This is a genomic window from Ruegeria sp. P10 (assembly GCF_056534925.1).
Map to the genome: position 1 here is coordinate 273,605 of NZ_JBQERJ010000001.1, position 13,146 is coordinate 286,750.

15 protein-coding genes are annotated in these 13,146 nt (G+C 57.1%); 6 read left to right on the forward strand and 9 right to left on the reverse strand.

The window, feature by feature from the left end:
* Window position 1: 1 nt before the first annotated feature.
* The 8 genes from ACR0FB_RS01390 to iscR are packed head-to-tail and all read right to left on the reverse strand — an operon-like array spanning window position 2 to window position 6,429.
* On the reverse strand, window positions 2–568 hold the full coding sequence (locus tag ACR0FB_RS01390) for a YIP1 family protein (RefSeq protein ID WP_171632402.1): 567 nt from the start codon (window positions 566–568) through the stop codon (window positions 2–4).
* Window positions 565–1,050, reverse strand: coding sequence for a YIP1 family protein (locus tag ACR0FB_RS01395; RefSeq protein WP_171723257.1), 486 nt, complete (start codon window positions 1,048–1,050; stop codon window positions 565–567). Before ACR0FB_RS01395 ends, ACR0FB_RS01390 begins: the two co-directional genes overlap by 4 nt.
* Window positions 1,050–2,330, reverse strand: a complete 1,281-nt coding sequence (locus ACR0FB_RS01400; protein WP_171723256.1) for a SufB/SufD family protein — start codon at window positions 2,328–2,330, stop codon at window positions 1,050–1,052. The genes ACR0FB_RS01395 and ACR0FB_RS01400 overlap by 1 nt, the downstream gene beginning before the upstream one ends.
* On the reverse strand, window positions 2,330–3,085 hold the full coding sequence (sufC, locus tag ACR0FB_RS01405) for a Fe-S cluster assembly ATPase SufC (protein ID WP_152458012.1): 756 nt from the start codon (window positions 3,083–3,085) through the stop codon (window positions 2,330–2,332). Before sufC ends, ACR0FB_RS01400 begins: the two co-directional genes overlap by 1 nt.
* A 49-nt stretch (window positions 3,086–3,134) precedes the next feature.
* Window positions 3,135–3,338 (reverse strand): hypothetical protein, encoded by a 204-nt coding sequence (locus ACR0FB_RS01410; protein WP_171362846.1) that lies wholly within the window; start codon window positions 3,336–3,338, stop codon window positions 3,135–3,137.
* Complete coding sequence (gene sufB, locus ACR0FB_RS01415; protein WP_480619405.1) at window positions 3,338–4,858, reverse strand: Fe-S cluster assembly protein SufB; 1,521 nt, start codon at window positions 4,856–4,858, stop codon at window positions 3,338–3,340. Before sufB ends, ACR0FB_RS01410 begins: the two co-directional genes overlap by 1 nt.
* A gap of 18 nt (window positions 4,859–4,876) precedes the next feature.
* A complete protein-coding gene (locus ACR0FB_RS01420; RefSeq protein WP_480619407.1) occupies window positions 4,877–5,920 on the reverse strand; it encodes a cysteine desulfurase family protein in 1,044 nt (347 codons plus the stop codon).
* 50 nt (window positions 5,921–5,970) lie between these two features.
* Complete coding sequence (gene iscR / locus ACR0FB_RS01425; RefSeq protein WP_152458016.1) at window positions 5,971–6,429, reverse strand: Fe-S cluster assembly transcriptional regulator IscR; 459 nt, start codon at window positions 6,427–6,429, stop codon at window positions 5,971–5,973.
* A 181-nt stretch (window positions 6,430–6,610) separates the two neighbouring features.
* Here iscR and ACR0FB_RS01430 point away from each other — a divergent pair, with 181 nt between their 5' ends.
* From ACR0FB_RS01430 to ACR0FB_RS01455, 6 genes are all read left to right on the forward strand, one after another.
* The gene (locus ACR0FB_RS01430) at window positions 6,611–7,264 is read left to right on the forward strand and encodes an alpha/beta hydrolase (RefSeq protein WP_152458017.1); all 654 of its coding nucleotides are present in this window, start codon (window positions 6,611–6,613) and stop codon (window positions 7,262–7,264) included.
* Entirely contained in the window at window positions 7,264–7,509 is a 246-nt protein-coding gene (locus ACR0FB_RS01435) for a hypothetical protein (RefSeq protein ID WP_152458018.1), read from the forward strand. The genes ACR0FB_RS01430 and ACR0FB_RS01435 overlap by 1 nt, the downstream gene beginning before the upstream one ends.
* Complete coding sequence (locus tag ACR0FB_RS01440) at window positions 7,506–8,669, forward strand: HD domain-containing protein (RefSeq protein ID WP_171723252.1); 1,164 nt, start codon at window positions 7,506–7,508, stop codon at window positions 8,667–8,669. Before ACR0FB_RS01435 ends, ACR0FB_RS01440 begins: the two co-directional genes overlap by 4 nt.
* Before the next feature lie 376 nt (window positions 8,670–9,045).
* Complete coding sequence (locus ACR0FB_RS01445) at window positions 9,046–9,381, forward strand: DMT family transporter (RefSeq protein WP_171632384.1); 336 nt, start codon at window positions 9,046–9,048, stop codon at window positions 9,379–9,381.
* A gap of 76 nt (window positions 9,382–9,457) precedes the next feature.
* Entirely contained in the window at window positions 9,458–11,275 is a 1,818-nt protein-coding gene (gene typA, locus ACR0FB_RS01450; protein ID WP_480619409.1) for a translational GTPase TypA, read from the forward strand.
* A 463-nt stretch (window positions 11,276–11,738) separates the two neighbouring features.
* Window positions 11,739–12,110: a hypothetical protein gene (locus ACR0FB_RS01455; protein WP_480619410.1), complete on the forward strand. Its 372-nt coding sequence runs from the start codon at window positions 11,739–11,741 to the stop codon at window positions 12,108–12,110.
* 74 nt (window positions 12,111–12,184) lie between these two features.
* Here ACR0FB_RS01455 and ACR0FB_RS01460 read toward each other — a convergent pair whose 3' ends face one another.
* Window positions 12,185–12,808, reverse strand: a complete 624-nt coding sequence (locus tag ACR0FB_RS01460; protein ID WP_209833089.1) for a transglutaminase-like cysteine peptidase — start codon at window positions 12,806–12,808, stop codon at window positions 12,185–12,187.
* Window positions 12,809–13,146: the final 338 nt, after the last annotated feature.

The following is a 13,146-nucleotide window of genomic DNA, read 5'->3' on the forward strand; positions in this document are numbered from 1 at the left end:
CCTAGACAGGCGCGGCCGGTGTTAAATACAGGACGAAGGGAACCGCAATCAGGGCTGACAACAGAATTACGGCGAAGGACTTCCAAAGGGATCCGAATTGATGCGCTTCGTTCAGGAAATGAAGCGTGATGTAAAGGCTCAGGATCGCCGTCGCGAACAGCATTATCATCATCAGAAACGGCATCGTCAGGCTTAGAACAAGGGTCATGACAAGGGCGACGATTTGCAGGAACTGCAACCACACTGTCAGGACCATCAGATCGTCAAAGCTTGCTTTGCCGCCTATTGCTTTTCCGACGACGAAGAACGCAAGGATGCTCAGCAGCATTGCTCCGGCGGATCGCAGCAAAACAACGGGGATACTTTCGGGAGGCGGTGCGATCTGACCTTGCGGCACGGGGACCGACAAATCGATTCCCAACTGGACGAGACAGTTCAAAACCACTGCCAGCGCAAAGGCCAACCACAACCCTTCCCGCCCCGGTTTCAAGGACAACAACTGGCGGGCGGCTTGGTCGGGGCTTCTGATCGTCAGAACCGCCAGAGCGCCGAGGGAATTGATAGTCATGCAGCGGACCTTTGTACTTGTCTCAGACCGGATAACCAGAACCAGACAAAAACAGCAACCCAGGCGATGCCCACAATTGTCAAAGCAGGCCCGGGCCCTATGAACCCGGCGACCAGACCATTCAACAAGACCAGGGGGGCGGATGCCAACAACGCCCAGAACAGGGCAAGTCGTGCGCCATAAGCAGTGCCCTGCCCGCCCGCCATCCGCGCCGCCCAATAGGAAATCAGCGCCAGCGTGTAGAAAAACAACGGCAGTATGAACACCGACCCCAGCAAAGCACCGCCCAGAAGCATGTTCAGCTCGACGCCTTCAAGATGCGCTTTGCGGGCAAGGCTGGGCATTTGCGCGACAAAGGCCACAACGCAAAACGCCATGACAAACACCAGTGCCCTGTCTTCCCGCTGACCCATTTCAAGAAGCCGGCGCACCACGCGCCCCGGCCCCCGGTATGTGGCCAATATGTCAGACGAGACGGCCATCAGCTACGACGCGCTAGCCACCCTTCCAGACGGCTTACGATCTCTTCCGCCAAGGCGCTGTCTTCGATCTCATCCACCGCTTCGGCAAGAAAGGCCAAAGTCAGCATATTGGTTGCGTCCTTGACCGGCACGCCACGGGACCGCAGATAGAACAGCGCGGTTTCGTCGATCGCACCCGAGGTCGAGCCATGCGAACACGCCACGTCATCGGCATAGATCTCAAGCTCGGGCTTGGCGAGGAACTGGCTGTCATCATCCAGCAGCAACGATTGGCTGATCTGGTAACCGTCGGTTTTCTGTGCGCCTTCCTTCACAAGGATCTTGCCCTGAAACACGCCGGTCGCCCCGTTGCGCAGCACTTTCTTGAACACCTGACGGCTTTCGCAGTTTACCGCATCATGGGTGATGAAAACCGTGTCGTCATGATGGAAGTCTCCATCGCCAACACAGGCCCCGGCCACATGGGCCACCGCGTCATCGCCTGTCAGCTCGACGACCTGCTCATTGCGGGTCAGCACGCCATTCACTGTCAAAGTGAAGGATTTATAGACAGACTCCGTGCCCAGACGGGTAAACATATGGGTCGCGGCCCGGCGTTCATGGTCCCTGCCCTGGGCGCGCACATGGTGCAGCGTGCCCTTGTCGGCGATGTCGATCTCCATGCATTTGTTGAAGCGTGACGCAGCCGGGCCGGTTTCCAGAATGGTGGCCTCGGCCCCGCTTTCCACGCGAATGACGTGGTGCAGGATCGCATCCGAGGTCGGCGATGCATGACGATAGACCAGGTTGATCGGTTTGGACGGTTTGCCGGTGACATGGATGGCCACACCATCCGACGCAAAAGCCGTGTTCAGCGCCGCCAGCGGACGCTGGACCGGAGACTGACCGCGCGTCTCAAGCACGCCATACAGGTCTTTCGCCCAATGAATGTCCTTGCAGCAGATATCCTCGAGCCGGTCGATGGTCACGCCTTCCAGCGTCAGGTCGTCCGACTCTTCGGCGCTGAATTCACCGTCCACGAAGACGATGTTCAGCCGGTCGAGTCCGCTGAACATCAACGGCTCATCATCGGCAAAAACCGCAGCCGGAGGCGCGTCTGGCGAGACCAGAGTGTCCGGTTGAGTGTATTTCCAATATTCGTCACGCCGTCCGGGCAGACCAGTTTCCAGAACACGGGCCAGCGCGTCTTCGCGCGCGGCGCGGGTGCATCCCGCGTCGGGCATGGTCAAGGCAGACAGCCGGGCCTCGGTCGCGGTTTGTTTGACTTCGGGCAAGGCCATCAGTTTACCTCGGCAAGAATGTCGGCATAACCGTTGTTTTCAACCTCGAGCGCCAGATCTGGGCCTCCGGTTTTGACAATGCGGCCATCGGCCATGATGTGCACGACGTCGGGCTTGATGTGATCCAGCAGGCGCTGGTAATGGGTGATGACCAAGAACCCGCGACCTTCATCGCGCAGCGCATTCACACCTTCGGCGACCAGCTTCATCGCATCCACATCCAGACCCGAGTCGGTTTCGTCCATGATGCACATCTTGGGTTCCAGCATGGCCATTTGCAGGATTTCATTGCGCTTTTTCTCACCGCCCGAGAAGCCCACATTGACCGGACGCTTGAGCATATCCGCGTCGATCTTCAGCGTCTTGGCCTTGGCACGCACTTCCTTGAGGAAATCAGCGGCGGACAGCTCGTCCTCACCCCGCGCCTTGCGCTGTGCATTCACGGCGGTGCGCAGGAAGGTCATGTTGCCCACCCCCGGAATTTCGACCGGGTACTGGAAAGCCAGAAACACGCCGGCAGCGGCGCGCTCTTCCGGTTCCATCTCCAGCAGATCCTCGCCATCCAGCGTGGCAGAGCCCTCGGTCACTTCGTACCCGTCGCGGCCCGACAGCACGTAGCTGAGTGTTGACTTGCCTGACCCGTTCGGCCCCATGATCGCGTGTACCTTGCCGGCTTCAACCGTCAGGTCCACACCCTTTAGGATCTGCTTGTCTTCTTCTTCAAGCTTCACGTGCAGATTCTTGATTTCCAGCATTTTTTATCCTTTTGCGTATCGCAGGGGGCACCGTGGCCCCGAAACCTTCTTATCCCAGCAACTTGCGGATCAGACGCGCGACGATCCAACCCAGGATCGCCCCTCCGCCAACCGCCCAAACCGGGTTGATGAATTCCATGTGGTTGATGTTGACGTAAGCCATACCCAGCAGACCGCCAAGAACCGGGAACGCGTAACCCAGCCAGGTCAACACGTCTTCTTTCCGGATGCCGCTTCGTGACGCCCGCGTCATCAGCCGACCGACCCTTCCAGCGAGATTGCCACCAGTTGCTGCGCTTCCATGGCGAACTCCATCGGCAGTGCTTGCAGAACGTCCTTGCAGAACCCGTTGACCACCAAAGCCACGGCCTCTTCTTCATCCATGCCGCGCTGACGGCAATAGAACAGCTGATCGTCATCCACCTTGGACGTCGTCGCCTCATGCTCGACACGAGATGAGTTGTTTTTGACCTCGATATACGGAACCGTATGCGCGCCGCATTTGTCGCCGATCAGCAAGCTGTCACACTGGGTGTAGTTGCGGCTGTCCTTGGCCTTCGGATGCATCGAGACCAGACCGCGATAGGTGTTCTGCGCCTTGCCCGCACTGATGCCCTTGGACACGATGCGAGACTTGGTGTTCTTGCCCAGATGAACCATCTTGGTGCCGGTATCGGCCTGCTGATAGTTGTTGGCAATCGCGATCGAATAGAACTCACCCTGGCTTTCGTTGCCGCGCAGGATGCAGGACGGGTATTTCCACGTCACGGCCGAGCCGGTTTCGACCTGCGTCCACATCACCTTGGACCGGTCGCCCCGGCAATCGGCGCGCTTGGTCACGAAGTTGTAGATGCCGCCCTTGCCGTTCTCATCGCCCGGGAACCAGTTCTGAACGGTCGAGTATTTCACTTCGGCGTCTTCTTCGACAATGATCTCGACCACGGCCGCGTGCAGCTGCGCGGTGTCGCGCTGGGGCGCGGTGCAGCCTTCCAGATAGGACACGTACGAACCTTTGTCGGCGATGATCAGCGTGCGCTCGAACTGGCCGGTGTTTTCGGCGTTGATACGGAAATAGGTGCTCAGCTCCATCGGGCAGCGGACACCGGGCGGAATGTAGACGAAGGACCCATCCGAAAACACGGCCGAGTTCAAAGTCGCATAAAAGTTGTCCGACACCGGAACCACAGTGCCCAGATACTTCTTGACCAGCTCAGGATGTTCCTTGATCGCTTCGGAAATCGAACAGAAAATCACACCGGCCTTTTTCAGTTCGGCCTGAAAGGTCGTACCGACGGACACCGAGTCAAACACCGCGTCCACAGCAACCTTGCGCCCCTCGGCCGGAGCATCCTCAGCACCTTCGACGCCAGCCAGAATCATCTGTTCTTTCAAAGGGATACCAAGCTTTTCGTATGTGGCCAGCAGCTTGGGGTCGACATCGTCCAACGACTTGGGTTTCTCTTCCATCGATTTCGGACGCGCATAGTAATACTGGTCCTGAAAATCGATCTTTGGATAAGTGACCATGGCCCATTTCGGTTCTTCCATCTTGGTCCAGCGTTCAAACGCGGCCAGACGCCACTCGGTCATCCATTCCGGTTCTTCATTCTTTTCCGAGATCAGACGAACGATGTCCGAGTTCACACCTTTCGGCGCGTACTCCATTTCGATGTCCGTGTCCCAGCCGTATTTATAGGTTCCGACCTCGCGCACCGCATCCACGGTTTCCTGATCGACACCCTCTTTCACCTGGGTCTGGTCCAAAGCGGCCATAACTTGCCCTCCGTCAGATCACGCGGCGCGCGCGCGATGCTTTTTCTCTTTCTCAAGCCACGTTTCGGCGAAACGCAGCACATCTTCTTCCGTTGTCCGAGGTCCCAGCGATACGCGGATTGCGCTGCTGGCTGTCACCTCGTCGTATCCCATTGCGGTGAGCACCGCGCTGGCACGAACCTTGCCGCTTGAACAGGCAGAGCCCGCACTGACCGCAAAACCCGACAGATCCATCTGCATGACCTGGGTCTCACCTTTCCAGCCGGGGGCGGCAAAACACAGGGTGTTCGGCAGGCGTTGCCGCTCTTTCCCGACAAAAATAGGTGATTTTACAGCAGCCTCAAGAGCGTTTTCTAGAATATTTCTAAATTCCTCGACCTGCTCCCAAACGCCATTGGCCAGATCCCGCATCGCAGCTTCAGCTGCGGCGCCGAACCCCGCGATACCAATGACATTTTCGGTTCCTGACCTGCGGCCCATTTCCTGGCCGCCCCCCTTGATCTGTGCCGCCAGATCGGTTCCGCGTTGCATCACAACGGCACCGACACCCTTTGGACCGCCCAGTTTATGCGCCGAGACCAGGGCCATCTGGGCATTCATCCAGTTGAACGCGACGGGCAGCTTTCCAAAAGCCTGTGTGGCGTCTGTCACGGCCAGGCCGGACGGCAGTGTTTGAACAATCCCCGTCTCTGAGTTTGCCAGTTGCAATGTCGACATTTCAGGCGCGATTACCTGCACGTCTCCGGCCTCGGAAACCGTAAGATCCTCACTAATCCAAGATCTTACCGCGTCATGTTCAATCGCCGCGCCGTGCAATTGGCGCCCCGACAATGCCAGCGCCGCACCTTCGGTTGACCCAGATGTAAAGACGATATCCGCCCCATCCGCCCCAAAGGCCGATGCAATTTGGGCCCGAGCGCGCTCGATCAAAGCTTTGGCGGCCCGACCTTCCGCATGAACCGACGAGGGATTGCCGCAGACATCCATCGCCGCAATCATCGCGTCCCTCGCTTCGGGGCGCAGCGGCGTTGTTGCATTGTGATCCAGATAAACACGTTTCATGGATACATCTTTTTGCCGGCAGACTTCATTTCATATCCCGCCCGTTCAGATCATTCATCTACAACAGAGAACAGGCTCGGCACGGCCGGGCACGGGGCGAGGTCGTTCTTGATCACATCTGACAAACGGGTTTGATGCAGGAACACATAGACATGCGCGCTGAGACTTTCCCAAAGCCGATTGGTCAATGATTGAGCGCGGCTGCCGGACGAGGCCCCGGACGCGCCTGCCCCTTTTTGCAGCGCATCAACGGTTTCGTCCACGGCGGCCAGAATTTCGACGACACGAATTTCGGAGGCCGGGCGTGCCAGTCGATACCCGCCGCCGGGCCCCCGCACGGAAGACACCAAGTCCGCCCGGCGCAGTTTGACGAAGAGCTGCTCGAGATATGGTAACGAAATGTCCTGCCTCTCGGAGATTTCTCCAAGCGTCACCAGTCGTTCCGTCGGCTGGAGCGCAATATCCGCCAGGGCGACCATTGCGTAACGCCCTTTGGTCGACAGCTTCATTCCATGTCCCCTTTCAGCAGGATTTGCGCGAAATCATTGACGCCGACGTTGCCAGTGCGTATCTCCGACTGACAGCGCTGGTATGCGCCAAGCAATGTAATTAGAACCGTTCTAAGGTGCCCGACGATTATCGTCAAGTATATCCGGGCATCGGCACGAAAAAGACAGGACCAAAGCACACATGCCCGAGGTGATTTTTCCCGGACCCGAAGGCCGCCTGGAAGGCCGCTACCACCCGCAAAAGGAAAAAGACGCACCGATCGCCATCGTGCTTCACCCGCACCCTCAGTTCGGCGGGACCATGAACAACAAGGTGGTCTACAACCTGCACTATGCCTTCTACAACATGGGCTTCACCGTGTTGCGCTTTAACTTCCGCGGTGTCGGTCGCAGCCAAGGCGAGTATGATCAGGGCGTGGGCGAGCTGAGCGATGCGGCGTCGGCGCTGGATTACCTGCAATCGATGAACAACAATTCGAAACACTGCTGGGTCGCAGGTTTCTCGTTCGGTGCGTGGATCGGTATGCAACTGCTGATGCGCCGCCCTGAAATCACGGGGTTCATCAGTGTATCGCCCCCTGCAAACATGTATGACTTTTCGTTCCTTGCCCCCTGCCCGTCTTCCGGCCTGATCATCAACGGCACGGCTGACAGGGTGGCGCCACCGGCTGACACGACCTCGCTGGTGAACAAGCTGCACGAGCAGAAGGGAATCACCATCACGCACACCGAAGTGGAAGGTGCAGATCACTTCTTTCAGGATCGTCATATGGACACGCTGATCACCAATGTCAGCGACTATGTGAAACGCCGCCTGACCGAGAACACCCGCTGATGTCCGACACCATCACATCTCTTGCCGCCAAACTGGCCGAAGATACGATGAAGGTTATGGATGAGACAGGCGAAGACAGGTTCTTTGTCGAAGTTGGTGAAGTGCTCGGGGCCGCTTCTCAGTCTCTGGAAGAGGCGTTTCTGACGGAAATTCGTGTTCGGTTGGCTGAGCGGAAAGCCAGGCAGTTCGTGATCAAACGCTTGTCTGCGCATCGCGCAAAGCAGAAGGCGATCGAAAAGCAATGACCGACCGTATGTCGGCGCAAATCGCGTTTCTGAAACGGGCCGACGAACTGAAAATGGTCGAGCGGGCAAATGTCCTGCTTGACCAGTCCAGACCCGAAAATTCGGCAGAGCACAGCTGGCATCTGGCCTTGTGGGCCCTGGTCATGGCCCCGTTGGCAGGGCCGGATGTCTCGATTGATCGGGTCATACGTATGCTATTGCTGCATGACCTGGTTGAAATCGTTGTCGGCGACCACCCAATTCACCTTGAGACCGATTGGACCTCGGTTGCCAAGGCCGAGCAAGCTGCAGCCAAAGATCTGTTTGGGCTGTTGCCAAAGGATCAGGCCGATACGTTTCACGCTGTCTGGCGTGAATTTGAAGAGGATCAGACCGCCGACGCCCGATTTGCCAAGGTTCTGGATCGTTGTCAGCCACTGTTTCAGGTTCTGTGTGCCCCGAACCCCGATCCGGATCACGTGGACATAGCGCGTTCAAATCTCGAAGGCGGTCGCGCCGCCTATCTGGAACAGGTTTTTCCATTGGCCTACGAGCACGCCGCAAACCTGCTGGCTGGTGCAAATACGCAGGCCAACGCGTTTACGCAACGGCTGGCGTTTCTGACCGAAGCTGATCAGCTGAAGTCCGTTCTTCGTGCCTCGCGGCTGATGGCGGGTGATCGTTTCGAAAACTCGGCAGAACACTCGTGGCACATCATGCTCTACGCCTGGGTCCTGGCTGAAAATGCGCCCCCCGGGATCAGTGTTGATCGGGTCCTTCAGATGCTGTTGCTGCACGATATCGTCGAAATCGACGCCGGCGACAATCCGATCCACGGGCAGGTCGATCACGCAGCGCAAGCAGCCAAGGAACAAGCGGCGGCCAAGCGCTTGTTCGGACTGCTGCCCGACACCCTATGCAACACTTTCACTGCCCTGTGGCAGGAATTTGAAGCGGCAGACAGCCCGGACGCCAGGTTCGCCAAAGCCGTTGATCGGTTTCAGACACCTGTCGCCAATCTGGAAACCGGCGGCGGGTCGTGGGTCGATTACAAGGTTACATATGCCCAGCTTGAGGCGCGCGTTCAGCCTGCGATTGCAGCAGGTTCCCCTCGGCTGTGGGATTGGCTGCAACCGCAACTGGCTGCACACTTCCAAAGCGTCGAGGTTGTACACCCCTAGACAGAAAAGAAAAAAGGAGCCCGACGGCTCCTTTTTCCCTGCTAAGCTCTACGTGGTATTTAAAAAACACTACTACCATCAAACTGTTGAACCATGTTGGCTGCTTCAACTTCGACGGACCCCCCGTCAGCAAGCCACCCAATCACCACTATCAGACCCGCAGCAAATATTACGGATTTCGAAAATGTCGTCATAACTCAATACTCAAAAACAAATCCTAAAATACGCTGAGAAGATTACACTAATTCGATTCTCTGAATAGTCAGGTATACCTGACCTCAGGTGGTTTTCTTCCATCTTCAGATCCAAAATTGCCTTGCCCACTCCTTCGGTTTCATGCTCAACGCGGGGTATCTTTCCTGTTTCGAGGATCAAAATGCCCCAAGCGTATCTGTATCTGATGCTGGCTGTTGTTGCGGAAACCATCGGCACCACGGCCTTGCAGGCCAGTCAGCAATTCACGCGGTTCTGGCCGTCCGTCCTTGTGGTCGTGGGGTACGGAGTCGCATTTTATCTCATGGCGCTGACACTGAAATACATGCCTGTCGGTATCGTTTATGCAATCTGGTCCGGTCTGGGCATCTTTCTGATCGCCGTGATTGGGTTCATCGTGTTCGGCCAAAGGCTGGATTGGCCTGCAATCCTGGGATTGACGTTGATCTTGTCCGGAATCCTGATCATTCACCTCTTTTCCAAGACTGCCGGTCACTGATCCACGGTTAGGGCTGGTATATTTTGTCGCGCCGCGCTATGCGCGCGGCAACTTCCCGTTCAAAGGCTGACCTCTCATGGACCTGCGCAATATCGCAATCATCGCTCACGTGGACCACGGCAAGACGACCCTGGTGGATGAGCTGCTCAAACAATCCGGCGCGTTCCGGGAAAACCAGGCCGTGGCGGAACGCGCCATGGACAGCAACGATCTGGAGCGCGAGCGCGGCATCACCATTCTGGCCAAGGCAACTTCGGTCGAATGGAAAGACACGCGCATCAACATCGTCGACACGCCGGGCCACGCCGATTTCGGTGGTGAAGTCGAGCGTATCCTCAGCATGGTCGATGGCGTTGTCCTGCTGGTTGACGCGGCCGAAGGCCCGATGCCGCAGACCAAGTTCGTGACGTCGAAAGCCTTGGCGCTGGGCCTGCGCCCGATCGTGGTTCTGAACAAGGTCGACAAGCCGGATGCGGAGCCTGATCGCGCATTGGACGAATGCTTTGACCTGTTTGCCAACCTCGGCGCCGATGATGATCAGTTGGATTTCCCGGCCATGTATGCCTCGGGCCGTTCAGGCTGGGCGGATTTGGAGCTGGACGGCCCGCGCAAGGACCTGAGCGCACTGTTTGATCTGATCGTCGATCACGTTCCTGCCCCGAAACAGATCGCGCATAAGGGTGAGCCGTTCCGGATGCTGGCTACCACTTTGGGCAGCGATCCATTCATCGGCCGCATTCTGACGGGTCGTGTGGAAAGCGGCACATTGAAAGCTGGCGACAGCCTGAAAGCCCTGAGCCGTGACGGATCGTTGATCGAAAACTTTCGCGCCTCAAAAATATTGGCATTCCGCGGGCTGGCTCAGCAACCTATCGATGTGGCCGAAGCCGGTGACATCGTCACCATCGCCGGCATGAGCAAAGCCACCGTGGCGGATTCTCTGGTTGCTCCGCAGGTCGAAGAAGCCCTGCCTGCACAGCCCATCGACCCGCCGACGATCACCGTAACTTTCGGTATCAACGATTCACCGTTGGCCGGTCGTGACGGCAAGAAAGTTCAGTCACGCGTCATCCGTGATCGTCTGATGAAAGAAGCCGAATCGAATGTCGCGATTCGCGTCACCGACACACCCGGCGGCGAGGCTTTCGAGGTCGCCGGCCGTGGCGAATTGCAGATGGGCGTTTTGATCGAGAACATGCGTCGCGAAGGGTTCGAGCTCAGCATCTCGCGCCCGCAGGTTCTGTTCCGCGAGGAAAACGGCCAGCGGCTGGAACCGATCGAGGAAGTCACCATTGACGTAGACGATGAATACTCGGGCGCCGTGATCGAAAAGATCACTGGGGCCCGCAAAGGTGAGTTGGTCGAGATGCGCCCGGCAGGTGCAGGCAAGACCCGCATCATCGCGCATGTACCGTCCCGTGGCCTGATCGGTTATCACGGCGAATTCCTGACCGATACCCGCGGCACAGGCGTTCTGAACCGCGTGTTCCATGACTGGGCGCCGCACAAAGGCCCGATCCCGGGCCGCCGGGCTGGGGTTCTGATCTCGATGGAGAACGGTCAGGCCGTCGCTTATGCTCTGTGGAACCTCGAGGAGCGTGGCCGGATGTTTGTTGGTCCTCAAACGGATGTCTATCAAGGTATGGTGATTGGCGAGCATTCTCGTGACAATGATCTGGAAGTGAACCCGCTGAAGGGCAAGAAACTGACAAACGTACGCGCCAGTGGCTCGGACGACGCGGTTCGTCTGACGCCACATGTTCAGTTCTCGCTGGAAGAGGCAATTGCCTATATTGACGACGATGAACTGGTCGAAGTCACCCCGAACGCGGTGCGCTTGCGCAAGCGTTTTCTTGACCCGCACGAGCGCAAGCGGATGGCCAAGTCGGCCTGATTTACCTGGCAGACCGCTGCCGCAATCGGAAACAATTGCCCAAGTGTGGCAATTTTGCGTCCAAACGGACAATAGATGAAAAACGGACAACCGGGCAATACGCCCGGTTTTCTTCTGAAAACAGGGATGTTTCTTCTTTAGGTTGCATGAATTTTCCCCTGCTCCCTCGATCCACATATTGTGATTGAGACCCGTTTAAGGTGAAAATGTGCCAGTTGTGTGACGTCGTTCATAAACACCTTCGCTCCGATGGTTCATATGAACACGTAGTAAAGTATCGAGTTTCGAGGAGTTCCAAATGGGTATCCGGTCCCGCAATATCCCGCTGTTTTTTGTTGCTACGACATTTTTGTTTTCGCCCGCGGGCGAAGCTTTCGCAGCAGGTACATGTACCGTTCAAACAGCCAGACAATCCGCAGCATCCGCACAGGTATTATGTGAGTGCGACGCTGTAACATCGGGCATGATCCGATACATTCAGCGCCGGCACGATTTCGATCAAATTCTGGCGCGCGTCGGAGCTGAATGCACACCACTTGCAGACTTGCTTTCTGATTTTCCAACGGCATCGATCGGCGCAAGTGATCAGCGGTCCGGAGATGGGCCGTCTGATGAGACTGTCGACAGCAGCCCGGCTTTCGGTGGCGGCGGCGGTTCAGGCGGTGGAGCTGGCACCACTGGCGCTGGAGACGGCGGTGGTGGCACTGGCGGTGAAGGTGGCGGCACTGGCGGTGAAAACGAAGGTGGTGGCGAAAACGAAGGCGGCGGCGAAAACGAAGGTGGCGGCGAAAACGAAGGCGGCGGCGAAAACGAAGGCGGCGGCGAAACGTTTTAATTGGGAAGCAATATTACCGGTGCAAGATACGATTGCACCGGTATTCAGTTTCTCAAAAAGATTTCCAGGTTTCGTCAGCTATGGCCGTACACACCAACCCAACGTCCGGGCCGATTCGGGTCTTGCATGCGAAGAAACAGGTACCGCGTTGCCGTCCAGGGTTTGATACGGTTTGTGAGGTTGTCCAAAACCAAATCACCCTTGGAAGAGCGATACACCAGCACCGCATGAGGCACCCGACGCGTGTCCAGAACCGTAGCGATCAACAGTTTACTTGGATCGACGCCGGCATGGATCAAATCTCTTTTCTTCAACAGCGCGAAGTCTTCGCAATCGCCACCCCTGGCTGTCGGAAGCGCCCAACGCTCGGTCATCTTGTACTGGGATTGATCGGTGACTTCTCGCGTCGATCTGTTCACGCGCCGATTTACCTGTTCGACAACCTTCAGTTCTTGCTGGCTGGACAGGGATACGGAGCGTTTTTTGGCACAGGCCCATTTGTACTCAGCGCACAGATTGGCCGCCCCTGACGGTGGCGGAGAGGCCGCGACACTTGGGATAAATCCGTTACCGGACGCATGTGCGACGGGGGCCACGGCTAGGGTGCAGACGCCCAAAAAACTGATGCTGAAGGCCCGTACTGAAACCGGCAGAAGTCTTGCACCAAACCGCTTGGCCAGATTTGTGAAGTGTTTCATGCCTGTACCCCAATCCGATGTTCTTCGCACGATTGCACGTCAAACAGGGTCGCATTCCGATTCGTGAAACTATCCGCGAACAACCCCGCCCAGGCAATCACCTAAAAAGTTGAAGGGGAAAAAGGGCGGAAATTCGTCCGTCAATCTGACCTTTTTGCGCAAGAATTTGGGTGGCGCGGCCACAATTCGGGTGTCGATCGCGCAAATACGCGACAGCGTGGCCTGATAAGCGATTGAAATAATTATAAAATAAACTCAGCCCTCTGTTGACGGGCTGATTTCCCTTGGCCGAGTGGTGGTATAAGCCAATGATTGCCTATTGGCTGCCCCTTTACCGG

Excerpts from the sequence above, each read along its gene's own strand:
- ACR0FB_RS01390 (WP_171632402.1), bottom strand. The coding sequence starts at position 568 with ATGACTATCAATTCCCTCGGCGCTCTGGCGGTTCTGACGATCAGAAGC.
- ACR0FB_RS01395 (WP_171723257.1), bottom strand. The coding sequence starts at position 1,050 with ATGGCCGTCTCGTCTGACATATTGGCCACATACCGGGGGCCGGGGCGC.
- ACR0FB_RS01400 (WP_171723256.1), bottom strand. The coding sequence starts at position 2,330 with ATGGCCTTGCCCGAAGTCAAACAAACCGCGACCGAGGCCCGGCTGTCT.
- sufC (WP_152458012.1), bottom strand. The coding sequence starts at position 3,085 with ATGCTGGAAATCAAGAATCTGCACGTGAAGCTTGAAGAAGAAGACAAG.
- ACR0FB_RS01410 (WP_171362846.1), bottom strand. The coding sequence starts at position 3,338 with ATGACGCGGGCGTCACGAAGCGGCATCCGGAAAGAAGACGTGTTGACC.
- sufB (WP_480619405.1), bottom strand. The coding sequence starts at position 4,858 with ATGGCCGCTTTGGACCAGACCCAGGTGAAAGAGGGTGTCGATCAGGAA.
- ACR0FB_RS01420 (WP_480619407.1), bottom strand. The coding sequence starts at position 5,920 with ATGAAACGTGTTTATCTGGATCACAATGCAACAACGCCGCTGCGCCCC.
- iscR (WP_152458016.1), bottom strand. The coding sequence starts at position 6,429 with ATGAAGCTGTCGACCAAAGGGCGTTACGCAATGGTCGCCCTGGCGGAT.
- ACR0FB_RS01430 (WP_152458017.1), top strand. The coding sequence starts at position 6,611 with ATGCCCGAGGTGATTTTTCCCGGACCCGAAGGCCGCCTGGAAGGCCGC.
- ACR0FB_RS01435 (WP_152458018.1), top strand. The coding sequence starts at position 7,264 with ATGTCCGACACCATCACATCTCTTGCCGCCAAACTGGCCGAAGATACG.
- ACR0FB_RS01440 (WP_171723252.1), top strand. The coding sequence starts at position 7,506 with ATGACCGACCGTATGTCGGCGCAAATCGCGTTTCTGAAACGGGCCGAC.
- ACR0FB_RS01445 (WP_171632384.1), top strand. The coding sequence starts at position 9,046 with ATGCCCCAAGCGTATCTGTATCTGATGCTGGCTGTTGTTGCGGAAACC.
- typA (WP_480619409.1), top strand. The coding sequence starts at position 9,458 with ATGGACCTGCGCAATATCGCAATCATCGCTCACGTGGACCACGGCAAG.
- ACR0FB_RS01455 (WP_480619410.1), top strand. The coding sequence starts at position 11,739 with ATGATCCGATACATTCAGCGCCGGCACGATTTCGATCAAATTCTGGCG.
- ACR0FB_RS01460 (WP_209833089.1), bottom strand. The coding sequence starts at position 12,808 with ATGAAACACTTCACAAATCTGGCCAAGCGGTTTGGTGCAAGACTTCTG.